Raw genomic sequence first — 21,073 nt, 5'->3', positions numbered from 1 at the left:
CACGGGAGAGAAGTCATGACGATCTCAGGGAAGGGTTTGCTGGCCGCAGCGATTGCGACGATGGCCTGTTGCGGCGCATTCGCCGAGGTGGCCTATCGAGGCCTGTGCGACGCCTCGGCCGCCGTGGGGCTGGGTGGGGGCCACTTCGTGGTGGCCGATGACGAGAGCGACGTGCTGCGCATCTACAAGCGCGGCACGCCGATGCCGGTGAACGCGGTGGACCTCACCGATCATCTGCGCAACCGTGCTGCCGATGGCGAAACTGCCGAGGCTGACATCGAAGGCGCAGCGCAGATCGGAAACCGCATCTACTGGATCAGCTCTCATGCGCGCAAGGGCAAGGACGGCAGCGTCGACACGCATCGGCAGCGGTTCTTTGCCACCGACGTGATCACCGGTGCGCAGGCGCCATCCGTCCAGGCCGCGGGCATGCCGTACGAATCGCTGCTCAAGGCCTTGCTCGCGGATGCGCGCTTCGCCCCGCTGGCCGAAGCCGCCGGCCTCGGCCCCGAGACCGAGAAGGGTCTGAACATCGAGGGACTCGCTGCCACCGCCGACGGCAAGCTGCTCATCGGACTGCGCAACCCCCGGCCCGGCGGCAAGGCCCTGGTGGTGCCGCTGCTCAACCCGGCGCCTGTGGTGGACAGCGGCGCGGCACCGGTGTTCGGCGATCTCGTGCGGCTGGACCTCGGTGGCCGCGGCATCCGCAGCATGGAGCGTGTGGGGAACGAGATCGTGTTGGCCGCCGGGCCGCACGGGCCTGCCGATGCGAACGCCGTTCTGCCCGCCTTCGCGCTGTTCCGCTGGAGCGGCGTCGCCGACCCGTCGCCGATGTTCGTCCGTGGCACTGACGCCGGCAGCCAGCGCGCGGAGGCGCTGTTCGTGGACGAGGGCGCCAACGAGTTGGTGATCCTCAGCGACGACGGCGATGAGCAAGTGGACGGCCGCGACTGCAAGCACAAAAAGGTGCCGGTCGAGAAAAAGAGCTTTCGATCGCAGGTGATTCCGCTGCCGCTTACCGCCGCCACCGTCGCCGCCTGTACCGTCGACAAGACCGCCTCGTTCGCCGGCGAGACGGTGCGCCTCACCCGTCCAGCCGGCCTGGCGAACAGCGCGAACGTCGCGATATTCAAGGCGCCGCTGGCGGTCAACACCGATGGCGCACCGACGTCCTATCACCCGGAAGACTACAAGGGCGAGCGCCTGGCCATGAACCACCTCGACAACGGCATCGTCATCAAGGCCTCCAGCGGCGCATCGATGACCACGGCGCAGCGCATCGAAGTTTTCGACCGGTGGCGTGCGTCCCCCGGCTGGAAGGTGCCCGACGGCTACAGGATCACCTGGCAAAACGTCATCGCGGCCAAGGACGGCAAGCCGTGCATCTTCAAGCAGGACAACGCGGGCTACTTCGGCTCGCTCACCTCGCAGCAGAACGGGCTGTCGGGCGACGCCGCGGGCGAGTGCATGGTCAAGAACCAGATCGATCAGCGCTTCATCCCTTCGCTGGCGCTGCGCGGCGCCACCAACCCGATGAAGGCATGGGGCGCATCGGTGGGCGACCTGGTGCTGGCGATCAACCCGGCGACCGGCGCGAGCGTTGCGGCCGTGATCGGCGACAGCGGTGACGGCAAGCGCATCGGTGAAGGCTCGGTCGCGCTGAACATGGCTTTGCTGACGGGCTCGCGCATGCCGAGCACGTACCAGGAGGCCTTGTCCCTCGACACCGGCACGCGCGAGATGATCGTCGCCGTGCTGCCGGCAAGCAAGTTGTTCGAAAGAGTGCGGCCCTACGCTCGGACCAACATCGCTCAGCGCGTGCAGGCCTGGGCGAAGGCACAGGGATACGGCTCGCTGCAGGACTTCGGGGCGAGTGTGATGGGCTGCGCAGCCGGGCTCTGAGCCGGCTCCGGGCTCGCTTGGCCGCTGCGGCCGGCTCGCCCACGCCAGGCTGTGCCGGTGCCCTGTTGCAGGCCGGCTTTCGTGTGCCGGCAAGCATCCCGCCCGCCGAGCCGGTGAAGGGCAGTTCCGCGGCCGTCCACGAAAGCGAAAGTCGATCGGCGCATAAGTTGCGACGCACTTAGTATTTGCAATTGGCATACTAAATGCGTGATGATTCGGCATCTGCATGATCGAAGCATGGAACCGCGCCAACTTGAAGCCTTCGCCGCCGTGATGTCCACCGGAAGCATCACCGGTGCGGCGCGCTTGCTGGCGCGGTCGCAGCCGGCCATCACGCGCCTGGTGCAGGAGCTGGAAGCGGAGATCGGCTACCCGCTCTTCTCGCGCCACGGCCCGCGGGTCACGCCGACGGCACAAGGCTTCCTGCTGCACGAGGATGCCGAGCGCGCCTTGGCCGGCCTGCGCCAGATCCACCTGCGCGCGGCGGAGATCGCGCGCGGCGATGCACAGCCGCTGCTGCTGGCGGCGACCTCGGCGCTGGCGGTCGGCCTGTTGCCGCAGGGTTTGCGGCGCGTGGAAGCGCAGACCGGGCCGGTGCCGATCCAGCTGCGCACCGCCGCGCCCGAGCAGGTGCTGCATGCGGTGCTGACCGGTGCCGTGCAACTGGGGGTTTGCAGCCTGCCGCTGGCGCACCACGGCCTGCAGGTGCACTGGATCGCACAACTGCCCTGCGTGGCCGTGCTGCCTGCCGGCGACCCGCTGGCCGAGCAGACCACCGTGCCGCTGGCAGCGCTGGCGCAGCGGCGCATCGTCACGATGAGCAACCCGTTCCGCCTGCGCCACCGGCTCGATGCCGAACTGGCCCGGGCCGGTCGTGCGCCGGACCGCCGCGACGCGCTGATCGAGACCAATTCGTCGACCAGCGCGCAGGCCCTGGTGCGCGCCGGGCTGGGTGTTGCCGTGCTGGAACCGCTGACGGCGCACGGCGCGCCGATGGAGGGCCTGGTGGTGCGACCGATCGACACCGACATCCCGTTCTTCTTCGGCGTCATCACGCCGCCATCTCGGCCGCTGACCGCCCCCGTGCAGGCGCTGGCCGATGCGCTGCTGCAGGCCGCCCAGTTGCTGCCCGGCTTCGTGCAGCGTGAGCTGGCCGACCATGCGCTGCTGCTCGACGACGGCGCTGCCAAACGCGCTGCCAAGCCTCCTGCCAAGCGCGCCGTTTCGCGGAGACCCGCCCGATGACCGATACCCCGCCCACCGGCCTGCCGGCGCTCGAAGCGCGGCTGCGCCAGGACCTGCAATGGCTGGGTCTGCCGGCGCGGCGCTGGGTGCGGACTGACGGCCGTCACGACGGTGTGGAAGTGCTCGACGTGGCCATCATCGGTGGCGGCATGGCCGGCCTGGCGCTGGCGGCCTCGCTGACCCACCTGGGCATCCAGGCGCGCATCGTCGACCGCGCGCCGGCGGGTTTCGAAGGCCCGTGGGCCACCACGGCGCGCATGGAGACGCTGCGCTCGCCGAAAGAGCTGACCGGGCCGGCGCTGGGCTTGCCGGCGCTGACCTTCCGCGCCTGGTTCGAAGCGCAGTTCGGGTTGGCCGCCTGGGACGCGATGGACAAGATCCCGCGCCTGCAGTGGGCCGAGTACTTGCGCTGGTATCGCCAGGTGCTGGATCTGGACGTGCGCAACCGCCAGCGCGTGCTGGCCGTGCGGCCGCGCGCCGACGGCCTGGTGCAGCTGGAGGTGTCGGACGAACTCTCTGACGGGCTGTCGGATGGGCTGTCGAACGACCCCCGCGACGGCGTGGCCCACCGCGCGATCTACCAAGTGCTGGCCCGCCATGTCGCGCTGGCCACCGGCCGCGACGGCCTGGGCGGCCCCTGGGTGCCGGACTGGGCGCTTGCCCTGCCGCGCGAACGTTGGCGCCACTCATCCGACGAGTGGGACGGCGCCTCGCTGCGCGGCCTGCGCGTGGCCGTCATCGGCGGCGGCTCGTCGGCGATGGATGCGGCGGCGACGGCGCTGGAAAGTGGCGCCGCGCGGGTCGACCTGCTGATCCGCCGGCCCGAGCTGCCGCGCATCAACAAGGGCAAGGGCGCCGGCAGTCCCGGCATGGCGCACGGCTTCTGGGCATTGCCCGACGAATGGAAGTGGCGCTTTCGTCACTACCTCAACCTGCAGCAGGTGCCGCCGCCGCATGGCAGCACGCTGCGTGTATCGCGCCATGCGAACGCGTTCTTCCACCTCGGCGCTGCGGTGCGTTCGGTCGTGCAGCGCGCCGATGGCGCCTTGCGCGTCGACACGAGCAAGGGGCCGCTGGCCGCTGACGCGCTGATCTTCTGCACCGGCTTTCGCACCGACTGGTCGCTGCGCCCCGAGTTCGCGCCTTTCGCGCCCCATGTGCGGCTGTGGCAGGACCGCTTCACGCCACCCGCCGGCGAAGACGATGCCGAGCTTGCCGCCTCGCCCGATCTCGGGCCGCTGTACGAGTTCCAGCAGAAGGCGCCCGGCGCCTGCCCCGGCCTGGAGCGGGTGCACTGCTTCTGCTATCCCGCAGCGCTGTCGCACGGCGCGGCCAGCGGCGACATTCCGCAGATCAGCGACGGCGCGCAGCGGCTGGCGCGTGGCCTGGCGGCGCAGCTGCTGGCCGAAGACGTTGCCCTGCACTTCGCGGCGATGGACCGTTTCGACGAGCCCGAGCTGATCGGCGACGAGTGGATGCCTGCGGAATTTCCGACCTACGAGACCAGCGAGGCCGCCGAGGCCGACATCGAGGGCACGCCGTGATCGGCTGGCTGTTGCGCCGCATCGCGCAGGCGGCGCTGGTCGTGCTGCTGATGACGGTGATCGTCTTCGTCGGCCTGCATGCCATCGGCAACCCGGTGGACATCCTGATCGGCGAAGACCTGAACCAGCAGGAACGGCTGGAGGCCATCAGCCGCCTCGGGCTCGACCAGCCGCTGTGGCGCCAGTACCTGGCCTTCGTCGACGGCGCGCTGCATGGCCAGCTGGGCAAGAGCTTCGTCTACCAGGAAGACGCGATCCGCCTGATCCTGCACCGCCTGCCCGCGACGATGGAGCTGGCCGTCGGTGCGCTGCTGCTGGCGGTGCTCATCGGTGTGCCGCTCGGGCTGTTTGCCGGCATGAAGCCCGATCACCCGCTGTCCAAGGGCTTGATGGCGGCCAGCATCGTCGGCTTCTCGCTGCCGGCGTTCTGGGTCGCGCTGATGTTCATCATGGTCTTCAGCGTGCAGCTCGGCTGGCTGCCGGCCAGCGGCCGCGGCGAGACGCGTGCGCTGTTCGGCGTGCAGTGGTCGTGGCTGACGCTCGACGGCCTGCAGCACCTGATCCTGCCGGCGTTCAACCTGGCGCTGTTCAAGATCTCGCTGGTGCTGCGGCTCACGCGCGCCGGCGTGCGCGAGGTGCTGCCGCAGGACTTCGTCAAGTTCGCGCGCGCCAAGGGTCTGTCGCCGGCGCGCGTGGTGGGGGTGCATGTGCTGCGCAACACCTTGATCCCGCTGGTCACCGTGCTCGGCCTGGAGCTGGGCGCGACGATCGCCTACGCGGTGGTGACCGAGACGATCTTCGCCTGGCCCGGCGCCGGCAAGCTGATCCTGGACAGCATCAACAGCCTCGACCGGCCGGTGGTGGTGGCCTACCTGATGGTGGTGGTGGTCATCTTCGTCACGCTGAACCTGGTGGTGGACCTGCTCTACAAGCTGCTCGATCCGCGCGTGCGGCTGGAGGGTGCACGATGAGCCGGCGCCGCGGTTTCGACGAACACTCGATCTGGTGGCGCGTGGCCGCCGACTTCCTGCAGTCGCGCGTGGCGGTGGCCGGGCTGGCGCTGCTGGCCCTGGTGGCGCTGGCGGCCATCGCCGCGCCCTGGATCACGCCGCAGAACCCCTACGACCTGATGCAGCTGGATGTGCTGGACGCGCGCCTGAAACCCGGCACGCCCAGCAGCGCCGCCGGCTACACCTACTGGCTGGGGACTGATGGCCAGGGCCGCGACCTCTATTCGGCCATCGTCTACGGCCTGCGCATCAGCCTGCTGGTCGGCGTCGGCTCGGCGCTCATCGCCGCGGTGCTCGGCACGGCCGTTGGCCTGCTCGCGGCCTACGCCGGCGGCAAGGTGGATGCGGCGCTGATGCGGCTGGTCGACCTGCTGCTGTCGTTCCCGACCATCCTGATGGCGCTGATGATCCTGGCCTATGTCGGCAAGGGCGTCGGCAACGTGGTGCTGACGCTGGTGCTGCTGGAATGGGCCTACTACGCACGCACCGCACGCGGCCAGGCGCTGGTGGAAACACGCCGCGATTACGTCGAGGCCGCGCGCGGCCAGGGCATCCCGCCGTGGCGCATCCTCAGCGGCCACATCCTGCCGAACTGCCTGCCGCCGCTGCTGGTGATCGGCGCCCTGCAGATCGCCCGCGCCATCACGCTGGAGGCCACGCTGTCGTTCCTGGGGCTGGGCGTGCCGATCACCGAGCCCTCGCTGGGGCTGCTGATCTCCAACGGCTACCAGTACCTGCTGTCCAACGAATACTGGATCAGCTTCTTTCCCGGCGTGGCGTTGCTGGCGACCATCGTCGCGATCAACCTGGTCGGCGACCAGTTGCGCGACGTGCTGAACCCGAGGTTGCAGAAGTGAGCGGCGAAATCCTAACGCTCGATCTGCGCGACCTGCAGACGCGCTTTCACACGCGCGGCGGCGTGCTGCCGGTGGTCGAACGCGTGTCGTTCACGCTCGGCCGCGGCAAGGTGCTCGGGCTGGTCGGCGAATCGGGCTCGGGCAAGTCGGTGACCGGCTTCTCGATCATGGGCCTGGTGGACCCGCCGGGCCGGGTCGAAGGCGGCCAGGTGCTGTTCCAGGGCCGCGACCTGCTGCAGATGTCGAACGCCGAACGGCGCGCTTTGCGCGGCGACCGCATCGCGATGATCTTCCAGGACCCGATGGCCACGCTGAACCCAGTGCTGCGCATCGACACGCAGATGATCGAGACCGTGCGGGCCCATCGCAGCGTCTCGACGGCCATGGCTCGACAGCAAGCCGCCGACACGCTGGCGCTGATGGGCCTGTCCAACCCGGACGAGCGGCTGCGCGCCTACCCGCACCAGCTCTCCGGCGGCATGCGCCAGCGCGTGGCGATCGCCATCGCGCTGCTGCACGGGCCCGACCTGATCATTGCCGACGAACCGACCACGGCGCTGGACGTCACGATCCAGGCGCAGATCCTGTCCGAGATGCAGAAGCTGGTGGCCGCACGCGGCACCTCGCTGATCTGGATCAGCCACGACCTGTCGGTGGTGGCCGGCCTGGCCGACGAGATCGCGGTGATGTACGCCGGCCGCATCGTCGAGCACGGCACCGTGGACCAGGTGCTGGACGATCCGCAGCACCCGTACACGCAGGGGCTGATCGGCAGCCTGCCGAGCGCTAACGTGCAACATCAGCGTCGCGGCACACGGCTGCGCCAGATCCCCGGCATGGCGCCGAACCTGCTGCAGATGCCCGCGGGCTGCGCCTTTGCGCCCCGCTGCGCGCGCGCCACGGCGGCCTGCGCCGTGATGCCCGAGATGGCCGCGCCACGCGCCGGTGCACCCGGCCATCGCGTGCGCTGCTTCCACCCCGGGCCGGTGGCTGTCGAGACGTCGGCATGAAGGCGCCTGTGCCGCTGCCGCTGGTGGACCTGCAAGGCGTCAGCAAGCGCTTCGGCGCGCAGCAGCCACCCGGCGCCGTCGGCCGGGCACTACAGCGCCTGGGCTGGACCCAGCCGCCGGTGGTCACACATGCCGTCGACGGCGTCGACCTGGCCGTGCGCCCGGGTGAGGTCGTCGGCCTGGTCGGTGAATCGGGCTGCGGCAAGTCCACGCTGGGCCGCATCGCCGCGGGTCTGCTTAGCCCCACCGAAGGCCGCGTGCAGGTCGACGGCCTGCCCTTGCACGAACTGAACGCGCCAGCGCGGCTCGCCGCCCGGCTGCGCGTGCAGATGGTGTTCCAGGATCCGTTCGCCAGCCTGAACCCGCGGCTGCGTGTCTCGCGCATCGTCGGCGAAGCAGCGCGCTTGCATGGCCTGACCGATGCGGCCGGCGAGGACGACTACGTCAGCGCGCAACTTCAACGCGCGGGCCTCGACCCGGCGCTGCGCCACCGCTACCCGCACCAGTTCAGCGGCGGTCAGCGCCAGCGCATCGGCATTGCGCGTGCATTGGCGGTGCAGCCGAAGATGCTGGTGTGCGACGAAGCGGTGGCGGCGCTCGACGTGTCGATCCAGGCGCAGATCCTGAACCTGTTCATGGACCTGCGCGACGAGCTCGGCCTGGCCTACCTCTTCATCAGCCATGACCTCGGCGTGATCCGCCACCTGTGCGACCGCGTCGCCGTGATGTACCTCGGCCGGGTGGTGGAAAGTGCGTCGGTCGATGAACTGTTCGCGCGGCCGAACCACCCCTACACACGCGCGCTGCTGGCCGAGATTCCGCGCATCGACCAGCGGCGCACGGCCTTCAACACCATCCGCGGCGAGATCCCGAGCCCCATCAGCCCACCCTCGGGCTGCCACTTCCACCCGCGCTGTCCGCAAGCCATGCCACGTTGCAGCAGCGAGGCGCCGACGCTGCGCGGCATCGCCATCCACCACGCCAGTGCCTGTCACCTGAACGACGCGGCGTGATGCTGCGCTCGTCTTCGCGCTCTGACTCCCGCTTTGATCCCACCGTTTAGTCTCACTTGAAGGAACCGTCATGAACCATCGCCGGCTTTCCACTCTGGCCGCCATGCTGCTGGCCACAGCCGCTGCCGCCAGCGCACAGACCTTGTCGATCGGCTTCGCCGACCCGGTCTCGTCGGTCGATCCGCAGCTCAACAACCATGCCGGCGACCGATCGCTGGCGTTGCACTTCTGGGACTCGATCATCAACTCGCGCGACGGCGGCAAGCTCGAGCCCGCGCTGGCAGCCAGCTGGAAGGCGCTGGACGAGCGCACCTGGGAGTTCAAGCTGCGCAGCGATATCAAATGGCAGGACGGCAGGCCGGTCACCGCCGAGGACATCGTGTTCTCGTTCCAGCGCGCCCGCAACGTGCCGGGCACGGTGGCCTCGTACACCGGGGCGCTGCGCACGGTGGAGTCGACCACCGCGAAGGACGCCCACACCGTCGTGGTCAAGACCAGCACGCCGAACCCGATGCTGCCGCTGGACATCGCGTCGATCTACGTCGTCAGCAAGCACGCCGGCGAGAAGGCCAGGACCGAGGACTACAACGCCGGCCGCGCGGTGGTCGGCACGGGGCCGTACAAGTTTGTCTCCTACAGCCCCGGCGACCGCACGGTGTTCGAACGCAGCAGCACGTACTACGGACCGAAGCCGCTGTGGGACAAGGTCACCTACCGCTTCATCAACAACGGCGCGGCACGCACCGCGGCGCTGCTGGCCGGCGATGTGGACGTGATCGACAAGGTCGCGGTGACCGATGTCGACAAGCTCCGGAAGACACCCTCGGTCAGCGTCTACACCTACCCCGGTTTGCGCGTGCTGCTGCTGCAGCCCAGCCACCGGCCAGGCCCGAATGAATTCATCATCGACAACGCCGGCAAGCCGCTGGCGCAAAACCCGCTGCAGGACTTGCGCGTGCGCCAGGCACTGTCGATGGCGATCAACCGCAAGGCCATCGCCGACCGGGTGCTGCAAGGCACGGTGGCCGAGGCCAACCAGTGGATGCCCAAGGGCACCTTCGGCTTCAACCCCGAGGTCAAGGACATCACGACCAACCCCGACCAGGCGAAGAAGCTGCTGGCCGAAGCGGGCTTTCCGCAAGGCTTCCAGCTCAGCATCCATGTGCCCGGCGACCGCTATCCGCAGGCGCCGGAAACGGTGCAGGCGGTGGCCCAGTTCTGGACCCGCATCGGCGTCAAGACCCAGGTCGAAGTCGTGCCCTGGTCGGTGTACTCCGCCCGCGCGACGAAGAACGAGTACGCCGTCAGCGTCATCGCCTGGGGCAACGGCACCGGCGAGGCCGGCTACGGCCTGCTGCAGACGCTGGCCACCAACGACCCCAAGCGCGGCCGCGGCGCCAACAACTGGGGCCGCTACAGCAACGAGTCGGTCGACAAGGCGCTGGACGCAGCGACGGTGGAGTTCGACGCGCGCCGCCGCGAAGCGATGTTCCGCCACGCCGTCAAGCTGGTGACCGACGACGTCGGCCACATCCCGCTGTTCCACTACCAGAACATCTGGGCCGCGAAGAAGGGCCTGAAGGTCGTGCCGCTGTTGAGCGACCGCACGACCGCGATGCAGGTGACGACTGTCGGCAAGTGAGGTCAACCATGTCCACGCCCGCCTCTGAAGTCGATCTCGTCGACGCCCTCGTGCCGCTGCACGCCGCCAGCCCGCTGCATGCCGTGCGCCATCAGCGCGAGAAAGTCGTGGCCGCTACGCAAGGCAGTTATGACGCGATCTTCGACCCGGCCCTGCCGGGGCTGTCCTTGGCCGAACGCCTGCTGGCCGCGCAGACCGTCGCGCGACTGTCGGGCAGCGCAGCACTGGAGGCCCATTACCGCGACCGCAGCGACGGCCTGCCTGAACCGGCGCCCGCTGGCGAGCGCCAGCAAGCCATGCTCACCTTCACCGAAGTCCTGACTGAGCATCCGGTGCAGGGCGACCGCGCCGCGCTGTTGAAGCTGCCGGCGGCCGGCCTCAGCACCCCCGAAGTCATCACGCTGGCCCAATTGATCGCCTTCGTCGCCTACCAGGTGCGCGTGGTCGCCGGTTTGCAGGCCATGGCGGAGATGACGGCGATCGACCCCGCCGGTGCCCAGCCCGGGCAAGCACCGCCCGACGAGGCAACATCACCCTTCGTCCATCCCGCCAACCTGCCGCAGCCCGGCGAGCCGATGCGCGTGAACGGCTACACCAACGAAACCCTGGGCTGGACAGCCTGGCTGCCGGTGGTGGACCTGGCCTGGGCCACGCCGGAACAACTGGCCGTGCTGGAGAGCAGCCACCCCAAGGCCAAGACCTCCGATTACTACCGCGTGCTGGTTCACCAGCCGCGCATCCTGCATGAGCGATCGCTGGTCTTCAACGCCATCATGTACGCGCCGGGCGGGCTCTCGCGCGCCGAGCGCGAACTGGCCAGCGCGGCGGTCTCACGCGTCAACGGCTGCGTCTACTGCGCGTCGGTGCACGCCCAGCGCTTCGAGCAACTCACCAAGCGCAACGACGTCATCGCGCAGCTGTTCGCCGAGCCGCAAGGCGCCGGCACCACCGCCCGCGAACGCGCCGTGGTGCAACTGGCGATCGAGCTGACACGCGCGCCGGCGGACTTTGGTCCCGCGCAGCTGCAGGCCGCGCGCGCTGCCGGCCTGGCAGCGCTGGAGGTGCTGGACCTCGTGCATGCGGTGGCCATCTTTGCCTGGGCCAACCGCCTGATGCTGAACCTGGGGGAGCCGGTCTTTCCGGCATGAGCATCCAGGCTCGTGTCAGGCGGCCGGCTTCGACCCTCGACTCCTCAGGGCTTCAGATCCAGCACCACGGTCCCGGAAACAGGATCCGTGACGCCCAGGCCATTGCCGAGGTCTTCGAGCTCATCACGGAAGCCGTCGAGCAGGCCGATCATCTGCGGCCGCGCCGCAACGATGCTGTCGAACGAGTCCCACTCGCCCACCATGCAGAAGCTTTGATCGCCGGTCTTGACCAGCGTGCCGCGCAAGAAGCCCTTGAAATTGGGGTCTGCACGACGGTGGGCTTCGATGAATGCCTCTTGGCGTCCGGGTTTGACCCGAAAGCGCACGATGTTGAACGCGTTCATGTCATCTCCTTCGCTTGGCGACGACGCCAGGTCGCCGCCCATGGATGAACTCCCCAGGCCAGGCCCTTCTTACACCCAAACATCGGCCATGGCAACTGGATGCGGCCACTTCGTCATGGCCGTCCCGTGTGATTCCAGCTACTTCAGTCCCATGCAATTGGCATAGAACGTCACTGTCGCGGGCCAATCGGAAAAAATGCCCAGGATGCCGACGTCCTTGGCCAGCACATCCAGCACCCGCATCATGTCGCCTTCCCGCTGGATCGCGGTGTCGAAGGTCTGGTAGTAGAAGCCGTTGGCGCCGTCGGCCAGGATACCGGAGCGCTCCAGCGACCAGGTGATGATGTCCAGGCCGGCCTTCTTGGCATCGGCGGCGTACTGCGAAGGCAGGATGTTGCCGTTCGCGTCGGCGCTCAGCAGGGCAAAGATCGGCGGCGCAACGATGCGAATGCCTTGCGCGCGGTAGCTGGCGAGTTCGGCCGCGTTGGGCAAGTCAGCCACGGTGTTGGCATCGTCCAGGTAGACCGCCTGGCGGCCGAAGGCCGGTTCGTTCTGCACCCAGTACAGCACGTCGTTCTTGTCGAAGGACTGCGGCCAGACTTTGTCGGCCGGCACGCCGGCCTGCTTGTACTCGTCGATCATCTTCTGCGCGTAGGCCTGCTGCGTGAAGCCATCGAAGGGCATCACCACGCTCGGGCTCTTCAGCTCGGGGGTCATCTTCACGCCCAGCTGTTTGAAGAGCTCGATGCTTTCCTTGTGCGTCAACAGGGTTCCGCTGCTCGGACCCGAATAGAGGTCGGTGCGGAAGTTGGCGGTGCCGCCCAGGTACTCGGCCACGCTGCGCGCATTCGGATTGGCGGCGTCCATCTTGCCGCGCAAGGTCTTGAACTCGGCCAGCGTGATCTCGCTGGTGCGGCATTCGGCGGTCGCCGCCGTCAAGCGCGTGCCATTGGCGTCGAAGGAGGCCGGCGTGAACGGCTTGATGCACTTCTGGGCCAGGGCTGTAACCAGGATGTTGGTCGTGGTGTGCAGGTCGTTCTGGGCGTGCCGGCAGACCAGTTCCTTGTCCTTGGTAAAGGTGACATCGCATTCGACGATGCCGGCACCCATGCGTGCCGCGGCTTCATAGGACTGCCGGGTGTGCTCGGGAAACTGCAGCGCTGCGCCGCGGTGGCCGATCGAAAACTGGCTGCGCTTGAATGATTCGCGATGGGTGCACGCGAGCAGTTTCTGCTTGAGCGGGCTGTCGGCCATGTCGTTCACCAGGAAGAATGGGCGCGGTCCGAGCTGGATGCTCGCCCTGTCGGCCCTGTCTTGGCTTGCATGGCTATCGGCAGCAGCCAGGGCCAGCCCGGGCAGTGAGCTGGTGATGGCGGCCAGGGCAAGCGTGCACAGCGTTCGGCGCATGGTGTTTCCTCGAGGGGTGGTGTCGATGTCGCCATGATCGGCCCAGCGGCTCGACAAAGCCACGACATTAGGGGGATGCCGTGACGCAGCGATGACGCCGCCCAGCGTCAGCCGCTGCGCGCGGCGCTGGCAGAGGCCGACATGGAACTGGACTCGACTCGGCCCGCGGCGTACGATGAATTTCGCCTTGCCGCCCCTACTGCGGCGACAAGTCCAAGTGCATGTGGCTTCTTTGGAGGGTCGTATGAGCTATCACCTGGAAGGTCGTCTGCTGGAGGTGTGCAACTGCAATGTCCTGTGCCCCTGCTGGATCGGCGAAGATCCCGACAACGGCACCTGCGACACCATCGTCGCGTGGCGTGTCGACAAGGGCACGGTCGATGGCGTCGATGTCGGCGGCAACACCATCGCGGCGGTGGCCCATGTTCCCGGCAATATCCTGGAAGGCAACTGGACGGCCGCGATCTACGTCGACGACAAGGCTTCCAAAGCGCAGGAAGAGGCGCTGCTCAAGGTTTATACCGGCAAAGCGGGCGGCCCGGTGGCCGATCTTGCCGCGCTCATCGGCCAGGTGGTGTCGGTGGAGCGGGCGCCGATCCAGTTCACCGTGGTCGACGGCAAGGGCATTCTCGAGATCGGCACCAACTACTACGCCGAACTCGAGCCCTATCGCGGTGCGATGGGCGGCCTGACCACGCTGTCCGACACCGTGTTCTCGACCGTGCCCGGGGCGCCGGTGTTTGTCGGCAAGGCCCCGGTCTACCGCTCCAAGAACGCGGCCCTCGGCATCGATCTCGACATCAAGAACCACAACGCCCTGCAGAGCACCTTCGTCTTCGACGCATGAGCCCCGCTCGGCCGCCCGAAGGGGGTCATCCCCGCTTGGCGGGACGGCGCGCAGCGCCAAGGGTGCTCCAGTGAGCGCCCTGGGCGGCGCAGCGCCGGCAGGCCCGCCACCGGCCGGTGGCTCGCGCCATCGTCGCGTGTTCCTGGTGGTGCTGATCGCGCTGGTGGCGCTGGCGTGGCTGGCGCTGTGGGCGTGGGTGCGCAGCCCCTACGGGCGCTACCTCGAGCATGGTGACTGGACGGCGTCGGGGCCGGCGGCGTTTCTGTGCAGCGTCATTCCCGGCGGCAATGTGCTCGTGCCCGCGCTGCTGTACGGCGCGGCGTGGATCCTGATGACGGCGGCCATGATGCTGCCGACCACCTTGCCCTTGTTCAATGCCTTCGATCGCTTGACGGCCCGGCGCGCCGACCACGGACAGCTGCTCGCCCTGCTCGGCCTCGGCTACGTGAGCGTGTGGGGCGCCTTCGGGTTGTTGGCCCATGCGCTTCACGCCGCACTGCTGTCGCTGCTCGCCAGCATGCCCACGCTGGCCTGGCATGGCTGGCTGATCGGCGCTGCCACCATCGCCGTGGCCGGGGCCTTCCAGTTCAGCAAGCTCAAGCACCGGTGCCTGGAGAAGTGCCGCACGCCCTTGAGCTTCGTCATCGAGCACTGGCGTGGCACGGCACAGGCGCGGCATGCGTTCGCGCTCGGTGCGCACCACGGCCTGTTCTGCGTCGGCTGCTGCTGGGCGCTGATGTTGTTGATGTTCGCCGTCGGCACCGGCAGCCTCGGCTGGATGATGCTGCTGGCCGCGGTGATGGCGATCGAAAAGAATGTTCGCTGGGGCCGTCGGCTCAGCGCGCCGCTGGGTGTTGCTCTGCTGGGCTGGGCAGCGGTGCTGGTGGCGACCCATGCCTGACGGGCGCGCGGGCCTGCCGCTCCTGCAGACGCTGGCACTCACCGCAGCGGCGATGCTCGCCTTCGCGGCCAATTCGCTGTTGTGCCGGCTTGCGCTGCGACAGGAGTTCATCGATCCGGCCAGCTTTGCCAGCATCCGGCTGGTGGCCGGCGCGGTCACGCTGGCCGTCATCGTGCGGCTCAGATCGGATCCGAATCCGTCCGCGTCCCGTCAAACAGACTGGCTCGCGGCCGCCATGTTGTTCGCGTATGTCGCGTTCTTCTCCTTCGCCTATCTCAGCTTGTCCGCAGGCACGGGCGCGTTGATCCTGTTCGGCGCGGTTCAGGTGACGATGTTCAGCGTGGGTTTGCGTGCGGGGGAGATGTTCAGTCCCATCGCCTGGATCGGCCTGGCCCTGGCGGTCGCCGGGCTGGTCTATCTGGTGTCGCCGGGTCTTGCCGCGCCGGCACCCCTGGGGGCGGCCATGATGGGGATTGCCGGCTTGGCGTGGGGCGTGTATTCCCTGCGCGGCCGGGGCGTGGCCAACCCGCTGGCCGCCACGGCGGGCAACTTCGTGCGCGCCGCGCCGCTGGCCTTGGTGCTGAGCCTGCTGCTCGCCACCCGCGCGCATGCCGATGCGGCCGGGGTCGCGCTGGCCCTTGCCTCCGGTGCCGTCACGTCCGGCATCGGCTATGTCATCTGGTACGCCGCACTGAGAGGGCTCTCCGCCACGCGGGCTGCCACCGTGCAGTTGTCGGTGCCGCCCATCGCCGCATTTGGCGGCGTGGTGTTCCTGTCGGAGGCGATCACACCGCGCTTGCTTGTGGCCTCAGCGGCGATTCTGGGGGGGATTGCGCTGGTGCTGGCGACCAAGTCGCAGAGCGCGCGCCCGCGGCGTCCCTCGTGAATCCGGCGCCGGGAATCCTCGCGTGCTCAGCGGGCAGGCTGCTGCAGCGCTGCAACAGGTCATGCTTCGCAAAAAGCTCGGCCACCCAGTCGACGAAGACACGCAGCTTCGCGCTCAGGTGCCGGTTCGGCGGGTACACCACGTGCAGCGGAATCGGGTCGGAGCACCAGTCGGCCAGCACGATCTCCAGCTCGCCCCGGTTCAGGTGTTCCTGCAGCATGAAGCTGGGTGCCTGCAGCACGCCCATGCCGGCCACGGCGGCGGCGACATAGGCGTTCGAGTCGTTCACCGCCACCAGCGTGTGGCCGTCGATCTCCAAGCGCTCATCGCCCTTGACGTAGTCCATCGTCGTCATGCGGCCGGTGCGTGCCGAGAAGTAACCCACCACGCGATGGCCGTTGCCGCGCTCCAGGTCGTTCGGGTGCTGCGGTCGGCCATGCCGCTTCAGGTAGTCGGGTGACGCGGCGTTGATGTAGTACACCTCGGCCACGCGCCGGGCGACCAGCGACTGGTCGCTGATCACGCCGGCGCGCAGCACGCAGTCGATGTTTTCGCCGATCAGGTCGACCGGGCGGTCGGTGACGCCGAGGTCGATCTGGATGTCGGGGTAGCGGGCGTGGAAATCGGGCAGCGCCGGAATCAGCACCAGGCACCCGAGTGATGCGCTGACGTCGATGCGCAGCCGCCCGCGCGGGTTGGCCTTGGCGTGCGACATGCCCGACTCCAGCTCCTCGATGTCGTTCAGCACCCGCAGTGCGCGTTCGTAGTACGCGGCGCCGTCCTGCGTGACGGTGACGCGCCGCGTCGTGCGGTTCAACAGCTTGGTCTGCAACTGCGATTCCAGCGACTGGATCAGCCGCGTCACAGTGGGCTTCGGCATCTCCAGCGTGTCCGCGGCCTTGCTGAAGTTGCCGGCCTCGACCACACGGATGAAGGCCTGCATCGCGGTGAACTTGTCCATTGCATCTCTCCCGGGGCAGGGCGGTGGGGGCGCAAGCTTCGCCTGCGCCGAGGCGGCCGATTATTGAGGGCGATGAAATAAAGCATGAGCCGTGCGGCTATTTGTTGGCGGCCTCGGCGGGCTTATCGTTCAGTCCATCGCAAAAGCCGGCAATACCTTTGTTGCGGCAACGAAGAACCGGACCCCACCATGTCGTCCACCATCCCCTCCACCGCCACCTCGACTGCCTCGGCGGCCGTTGCAAAAGCCCGGCAAGCGACCCGCGGCGACCTGCCGGTCGACCAGACGATCACGTTCGACGGCAAACCGGCGCTGCGGGTGCGCTTCTACGGCCACCGGCAGATGTCCGCGAGCTCGGCCCAGCCGCTGGTGGTGCACTTTCATGCCGGCACCTTCGTCAGCGGCGACCTGGACAGCGGCAGCGTGATCGGCCACCTGCTGGCCGAGGCCGGCGCGGTGGTGATGTCGGTCGACTACCCGCTGGCGCCGGCCCATCCGTTTCCCGCCGCGGTCGAGGCCGGGCATGCCGCGCTCGCATGGGCCTGGCGCTATCGCGGCAGGCTGGCCGGCGCGGGTGCGCCGGTCTACCTGGCCGGCGAAGAGGCCGGCGGCAACCTGGCCGCCGCGATCGGCCTGAAGTCGCGCGACCTGCAACGGCCACTGCTGGCCGGCCAGATCCTGCTGTCGCCGATGCTGGACACCTGCGTGGCGACCGCCTCGCTGCGCAGCGCCAAGGCCGGGCCGGTGGGCTGCCGCTGGGCCGACGGCTGGCACGACTACCTGCAACGCCCCGACGACGCGATGCACCCCTATGCGGCACCCGGCCGGGCAATGCGGCTGTCGTTGCTGCCGCGTACTTTGCTCGTCACGGCCGAGGACGATCCGATGCGCGACGAGACACGCGCCTTCGCCAGCCGCCTGCGTGACGCGGGCGTGCCGGTGGACGAAGCGCTGCTGACGGCGGTCACCGGCTGGCCTTGTTCGTTCATGGACTCGGCATCCCGCGGCGCCGCGTGGATATCGCCGCTGCGCGAGCGGCTGCAGCGTTTCCTGGCAACGCAGCCCGAGCCCTGAGCCTCAGCCCAGGCTTCACCTTCATTCCGCCAGCAAACATGCGACCGGCATTGCCGCGTCGCACGGGCTGAGCTTTGCTGTTCACGACAACCTGGAGTCCACCATGGCACGCAATCTCTTCAACACGTCTGGCACCCGCGTCACGGCCGGTCTCGCCTTCACCGCAGTGACTGCCATCGCCGCCGTCAGTGCCGGCCTGTTCGGTTGGTCCAGCAGCAATGCCGAGTCCACACCGGCCGCGCCGGTCGCGCAGGCCACACCCGTCTCGGTGGCCACGGTCGCTGCCAGCGACGTGGCCTCGTGGCACGAGTTCTCCGGCCGGCTCGAAGCGGTGGAGCGTGTGGACGTGCGCTCGCGCGTCTCCGGCGCCGTGCAGTCCTTGCATTTCCGCGAAGGCGCACTGGTGCAAAAAGGCGATCTGCTGATCACCATCGACCCCGCACCTTTCGCGGCGGATGTCGATCGGGCCGAGGCCCAGGTCGCCGCGGCACAAGCGCGTGTCGGCTATGCGAAAAGCGAATTCGAGCGCGCGCAGCGGCTGTGGGACGAACGCGCGATTGCACAGCGCGAACTCGACGAACGCCTGAATGCCCAGCGCGAGGCCGATGCCAACCTGCGTGCCGCGCAGGCCGCATTGCAATCGGCCAGGCTGAACCTGTCGTACACACAGCTGCGCGCGCCGGTGGCCGGGCGTGTCGGCCGCATCGAGGTGACGGCCGGCAACCTGGTCGCCGCCGGTCCCGGTGCCCCGGTGCTGACCACGCTGCTGTCGGTGAGCCCGATCTATGCCAGCTTCGATGCCGATGAGCAGGTCGTCGCCGCCGCGTTGAAGGAGTTGAAGACGATGGACAAGGGCGGTGCGTCCGCCCGCGCGCAGATCGAGCGCATCCAGGTGCAGATGGGCACGACGGCCAGCGAGGGCACGCCGCTGAACGGCCACCTGCAGCTGGTCGACAACCAGGTCGATGCGAAGAGTGGCACGGTGCGCGTGCGCGCGGTGTTTGACAACGCCGACGGCAGCCTGATGCCGGGCCAGTTCGCACGCCTGCGCATGGGCCAGGCGAAGAACGGTCAGGCCTTGCTGGTCAACGAGCGTGCGGTCGGCACCGACCAGAGCAAGAAGTTCGTGATGGTGGTCGGGCCCGACAACCACGCCGAGTACCGCGAGGTGAAGCTGGGCGCCAACGTCGAAGGCCTGCGCATCGTCACCGAGGGCTTGAAGGCGAATGAGCGCATCGTCGTCGGCGGCCTGCAGCGCATCCGGCCGGGCGCGCTGGTCGAGCCCAAGCTGGTGGCGATGGACGCCAAGCCCGAAGTCCAGGCGCGTAACGACGCGCCGGCCAAGAAGTCCTGATCTACCGAGTCGAGGGAGAACACCATGAACCTGTCACGCTTCTTCATCGACCGGCCGATCTTCGCCGGCGTGCTGTCGCTGCTGATGCTGATCGCCGGCTTGATCGCCTTGCGTGCACTGCCGGTGTCGGAATACCCCGAGGTCGTGCCGCCCTCGGTGGTGGTGCGCGCGCAGTATCCCGGCGCGAATCCCAAGGTGATTGCCGAGACCGTGGCCATGCCGCTGGAGGAGTCGATCAACGGCGTCGAGGACATGCTCTACATGGGCAGCCAGGCCACCACCGACGGCCTGATGACCTTGACCGTCACCTTCAAGCTCGGCACCGATCCGGACAAGGCGCAGCAACTGGTGCAGAACCGCGTGGCACAGGCCCAGGCGCGCCTGCCGGAAGAAGTGCGGCGCTTGGGCATCACCACGGTCAAGAGTGCGCCCGACCTGACGATGGTCGTGCACTTGTTGTCCCCGAACGGCCGCTACGACATGACCTACCTGCGCAACTACGCGCTGCTCAACGTCAAGGACCGGCTGGCGCGGGTGCAGGGCGTGGGCCAGGTGCAACTGTTCGGCTCGGGCGACTATTCGATGCGCGTGTGGCTGGATCCGGCCAAGGTGGCCGAGCGCGGCCTGTCGGCCAGCGACATCGTGCGTGCGATCCGCGAGCAGAACGTGCAGGCCGCCGCCGGTGTGGTCGGCGCGTCGCCGGGGCTGCCGGGTGTCGACCTGCAGATGTCGATCAACGCGCAAGGGCGCTTGAAGACCGTCGAAGAATTCGGCGACATCATCGTCAAAACCGGCGCCGGCGGCGAGGTGACGCGGCTGCGCGAACTCGGCCGCATCGAACTCGGTGCGTCGGAGTACGCGCTGCGCTCGCTGCTGGACAACAAGTCGGCGGTGGCCGTGCCGATCTTCCAGGCGCCGGGGTCGAATGCGATCGAGATCTCGAACCAGGTGCGCGCCACGATGGCCGAACTCAAGCAGTACATGCCCGAAGGCGTGGACTACGAGATCGTCTACGACCCGACGCAGTTCGTGCGCGCTTCGATCGAATCGGTGATCCACACGCTGCTGGAAGCCATTGCGCTGGTGGTGCTGGTGGTCATCGTCTTCCTGCAGACCTGGCGCGCGTCGATCATCCCCTTGCTGGCAGTGCCGGTCTCGGTGATCGGCACCTTCGCGGTGATGCATTTGTTCGGCTTCTCCATCAACGCGCTGAGCCTGTTCGGCCTGGTGCTGGCCATCGGCATCGTCGTCGACGACGCGATCGTGGTGGTCGAGAACGTCGAGCGCAACATCGAAGCCGGCTTGACGCCGCGTGAAGCCACCTACCGCGCGATGCGTGAGGTGTCCGGGCCCATCATCGCCATCGCGCTGGTGCTGGTGGCGGTGTTCGTGCCGCTGGCCTTCATCAGCGGCCTGACGGGGCAGTTCTACCGCCAGTTCGCGCTGACCATCGCGATCTCGACGGTGATCTCGGCGATCAACTCGCTGACCTTGTCGCCAGCGCTGGCCGCGCTGCTGCTGCAACGCCGCGGTGCGCCCAAGGATGCGCTGACGCGGGGCATGGACGCGCTGTTCGGACGCTTCTTCGGCTGGTTCAACCGCACGTTCAAGCGTGGTGCGGCGGGCTATAGCGGCGGCGTGACGCGGGTGGTTTCGCGCAAGGCGGTGATGATGGGTGTCTACGTTGCGCTGCTCGTACTGGGCGGCGGCCTGTTCAAAGCCGTGCCCAGCGGCTTCGTGCCGGCCCAGGACAAGCAGTACCTGATCGGCTTCGCGCAATTGCCTGACGGCGCCACGCTGGACCGCACCGAAGACGTGATCCGCCGCATGGGTGACGTTGCGCTGAAGCACCCCGGCGTCGAGCACGCGGTGAGCTTCCCCGGCCTGTCGATCAACGGCTTCACCAACAGCTCCAACTCCGGCATCGT

General features: G+C 68.3%; 18 protein-coding genes. 15 read left to right on the top strand and 3 right to left on the bottom strand.

Translation table 11 applies throughout. The features are described from left to right. Window positions 1–36 precede the first annotated feature (36 nt). The 9 genes from VLK61_RS10875 to VLK61_RS10835 all read left to right on the top strand — a co-directional run bounded on the left by VLK61_RS10875 (window position 37) and on the right by VLK61_RS10835 (window position 11,371). Window positions 37–1,902 (top strand): DUF3616 domain-containing protein, encoded by a 1,866-nt coding sequence (locus VLK61_RS10875; protein ID WP_325421013.1) that lies wholly within the window; start codon window positions 37–39, stop codon window positions 1,900–1,902. Window positions 1,903–2,139: 237 nt separating this feature from the next. After that, window positions 2,140–3,147: a LysR family transcriptional regulator gene (locus tag VLK61_RS10870; protein ID WP_325421011.1), complete on the top strand. Its 1,008-nt coding sequence runs from the start codon at window positions 2,140–2,142 to the stop codon at window positions 3,145–3,147. Continuing rightward, the gene (locus tag VLK61_RS10865) at window positions 3,144–4,691 is read left to right on the top strand and encodes an NAD(P)/FAD-dependent oxidoreductase (RefSeq protein WP_325421009.1); all 1,548 of its coding nucleotides are present in this window, start codon (window positions 3,144–3,146) and stop codon (window positions 4,689–4,691) included. The genes VLK61_RS10870 and VLK61_RS10865 overlap by 4 nt, the downstream gene beginning before the upstream one ends. Next, window positions 4,688–5,662: an ABC transporter permease gene (locus VLK61_RS10860; protein WP_325421007.1), complete on the top strand. Its 975-nt coding sequence runs from the start codon at window positions 4,688–4,690 to the stop codon at window positions 5,660–5,662. Before VLK61_RS10865 ends, VLK61_RS10860 begins: the two co-directional genes overlap by 4 nt. Next, on the top strand, window positions 5,659–6,558 hold the full coding sequence (locus VLK61_RS10855; protein WP_325421005.1) for an ABC transporter permease: 900 nt from the start codon (window positions 5,659–5,661) through the stop codon (window positions 6,556–6,558). The genes VLK61_RS10860 and VLK61_RS10855 overlap by 4 nt, the downstream gene beginning before the upstream one ends. Continuing rightward, window positions 6,555–7,568: an ABC transporter ATP-binding protein gene (locus VLK61_RS10850; protein ID WP_325421003.1), complete on the top strand. Its 1,014-nt coding sequence runs from the start codon at window positions 6,555–6,557 to the stop codon at window positions 7,566–7,568. The genes VLK61_RS10855 and VLK61_RS10850 overlap by 4 nt, the downstream gene beginning before the upstream one ends. Continuing rightward, window positions 7,565–8,581 carry an ABC transporter ATP-binding protein gene (locus VLK61_RS10845; RefSeq protein ID WP_325421001.1) on the top strand — a complete coding sequence of 339 codons (1,017 nt, stop codon included), beginning with the start codon at window positions 7,565–7,567 and terminating at the stop codon, window positions 8,579–8,581. Before VLK61_RS10850 ends, VLK61_RS10845 begins: the two co-directional genes overlap by 4 nt. A gap of 70 nt (window positions 8,582–8,651) precedes the next feature. Then, entirely contained in the window at window positions 8,652–10,223 is a 1,572-nt protein-coding gene (locus VLK61_RS10840) for an ABC transporter substrate-binding protein (RefSeq protein ID WP_325421000.1), read from the top strand. Between the two features lie 8 nt (window positions 10,224–10,231). Further along, the gene (locus VLK61_RS10835) at window positions 10,232–11,371 is read left to right on the top strand and encodes a CMD domain-containing protein (protein WP_325420999.1); all 1,140 of its coding nucleotides are present in this window, start codon (window positions 10,232–10,234) and stop codon (window positions 11,369–11,371) included. Between the two features lie 44 nt (window positions 11,372–11,415). On the opposite strand, the gene VLK61_RS10830 is transcribed toward VLK61_RS10835, so the two are convergent. Continuing rightward, complete coding sequence (locus VLK61_RS10830) at window positions 11,416–11,715, bottom strand: antibiotic biosynthesis monooxygenase family protein (RefSeq protein ID WP_325420997.1); 300 nt, start codon at window positions 11,713–11,715, stop codon at window positions 11,416–11,418. A gap of 138 nt (window positions 11,716–11,853) precedes the next feature. Beyond that, complete coding sequence (locus VLK61_RS10825) at window positions 11,854–12,969, bottom strand: glycerophosphodiester phosphodiesterase family protein (protein WP_325420995.1); 1,116 nt, start codon at window positions 12,967–12,969, stop codon at window positions 11,854–11,856. Window positions 12,970–13,366: 397 nt separating this feature from the next. Here VLK61_RS10825 and VLK61_RS10820 point away from each other — a divergent pair, with 397 nt between their 5' ends. From VLK61_RS10820 to VLK61_RS10810, 3 genes are all read left to right on the top strand, one after another. Beyond that, window positions 13,367–13,969, top strand: coding sequence for a DUF1326 domain-containing protein (locus VLK61_RS10820; protein WP_325421046.1), 603 nt, complete (start codon window positions 13,367–13,369; stop codon window positions 13,967–13,969). Between the two features lie 70 nt (window positions 13,970–14,039). Then, window positions 14,040–14,870, top strand: coding sequence for a DUF2182 domain-containing protein (locus VLK61_RS10815; protein ID WP_325420993.1), 831 nt, complete (start codon window positions 14,040–14,042; stop codon window positions 14,868–14,870). Then, window positions 14,863–15,756, top strand: coding sequence for a DMT family transporter (locus tag VLK61_RS10810; RefSeq protein ID WP_325420992.1), 894 nt, complete (start codon window positions 14,863–14,865; stop codon window positions 15,754–15,756). Before VLK61_RS10815 ends, VLK61_RS10810 begins: the two co-directional genes overlap by 8 nt. On the opposite strand, the gene VLK61_RS10805 is transcribed toward VLK61_RS10810, so the two are convergent. Further along, the gene (locus VLK61_RS10805) at window positions 15,656–16,717 is read right to left on the bottom strand and encodes a LysR substrate-binding domain-containing protein (protein ID WP_325420991.1); all 1,062 of its coding nucleotides are present in this window, start codon (window positions 16,715–16,717) and stop codon (window positions 15,656–15,658) included. The genes VLK61_RS10810 and VLK61_RS10805 overlap by 101 nt on opposite strands. A 189-nt stretch (window positions 16,718–16,906) precedes the next feature. On the opposite strand from VLK61_RS10805, the gene VLK61_RS10800 reads away from it, so the two are divergent. The 3 genes from VLK61_RS10800 to VLK61_RS10790 form a co-directional block, all read left to right on the top strand. Beyond that, a complete protein-coding gene (locus tag VLK61_RS10800) occupies window positions 16,907–17,791 on the top strand; it encodes an alpha/beta hydrolase (protein ID WP_414636802.1) in 885 nt (294 codons plus the stop codon). A gap of 103 nt (window positions 17,792–17,894) precedes the next feature. Continuing rightward, window positions 17,895–19,145: an efflux RND transporter periplasmic adaptor subunit gene (locus VLK61_RS10795; RefSeq protein WP_325420989.1), complete on the top strand. Its 1,251-nt coding sequence runs from the start codon at window positions 17,895–17,897 to the stop codon at window positions 19,143–19,145. A 24-nt stretch (window positions 19,146–19,169) separates the two neighbouring features. Further along, the coding region (locus VLK61_RS10790) for an efflux RND transporter permease subunit (protein WP_325420987.1) at window positions 19,170–21,073 on the top strand (1,904 nt) is incomplete at its 3' end.

This window comes from Aquabacterium sp., from assembly GCF_035476535.1.
Lineage (GTDB): Bacteria > Pseudomonadota > Gammaproteobacteria > Burkholderiales > Burkholderiaceae_C > Pseudaquabacterium.
Note: the sequence above shows the minus strand (reverse complement) of the source record. Positions and strands in the feature narration are given on the sequence as shown.

Excerpts from the sequence above, each read along its gene's own strand:
- VLK61_RS10840 (WP_325421000.1), top strand. The coding sequence starts at position 8,652 with ATGAACCATCGCCGGCTTTCCACTCTGGCCGCCATGCTGCTGGCCACA.
- VLK61_RS10865 (WP_325421009.1), top strand. The coding sequence starts at position 3,144 with ATGACCGATACCCCGCCCACCGGCCTGCCGGCGCTCGAAGCGCGGCTG.
- VLK61_RS10870 (WP_325421011.1), top strand. The coding sequence starts at position 2,140 with ATGGAACCGCGCCAACTTGAAGCCTTCGCCGCCGTGATGTCCACCGGA.
- VLK61_RS10830 (WP_325420997.1), bottom strand. The coding sequence starts at position 11,715 with ATGAACGCGTTCAACATCGTGCGCTTTCGGGTCAAACCCGGACGCCAA.
- VLK61_RS10800 (WP_414636802.1), top strand. The coding sequence starts at position 16,907 with ATGTCGTCCACCATCCCCTCCACCGCCACCTCGACTGCCTCGGCGGCC.
- VLK61_RS10810 (WP_325420992.1), top strand. The coding sequence starts at position 14,863 with ATGCCTGACGGGCGCGCGGGCCTGCCGCTCCTGCAGACGCTGGCACTC.
- VLK61_RS10820 (WP_325421046.1), top strand. The coding sequence starts at position 13,367 with ATGAGCTATCACCTGGAAGGTCGTCTGCTGGAGGTGTGCAACTGCAAT.
- VLK61_RS10795 (WP_325420989.1), top strand. The coding sequence starts at position 17,895 with ATGGCACGCAATCTCTTCAACACGTCTGGCACCCGCGTCACGGCCGGT.
- VLK61_RS10835 (WP_325420999.1), top strand. The coding sequence starts at position 10,232 with ATGTCCACGCCCGCCTCTGAAGTCGATCTCGTCGACGCCCTCGTGCCG.
- VLK61_RS10845 (WP_325421001.1), top strand. The coding sequence starts at position 7,565 with ATGAAGGCGCCTGTGCCGCTGCCGCTGGTGGACCTGCAAGGCGTCAGC.
- VLK61_RS10805 (WP_325420991.1), bottom strand. The coding sequence starts at position 16,717 with ATGGACAAGTTCACCGCGATGCAGGCCTTCATCCGTGTGGTCGAGGCC.
- VLK61_RS10825 (WP_325420995.1), bottom strand. The coding sequence starts at position 12,969 with ATGGCCGACAGCCCGCTCAAGCAGAAACTGCTCGCGTGCACCCATCGC.
- VLK61_RS10855 (WP_325421005.1), top strand. The coding sequence starts at position 5,659 with ATGAGCCGGCGCCGCGGTTTCGACGAACACTCGATCTGGTGGCGCGTG.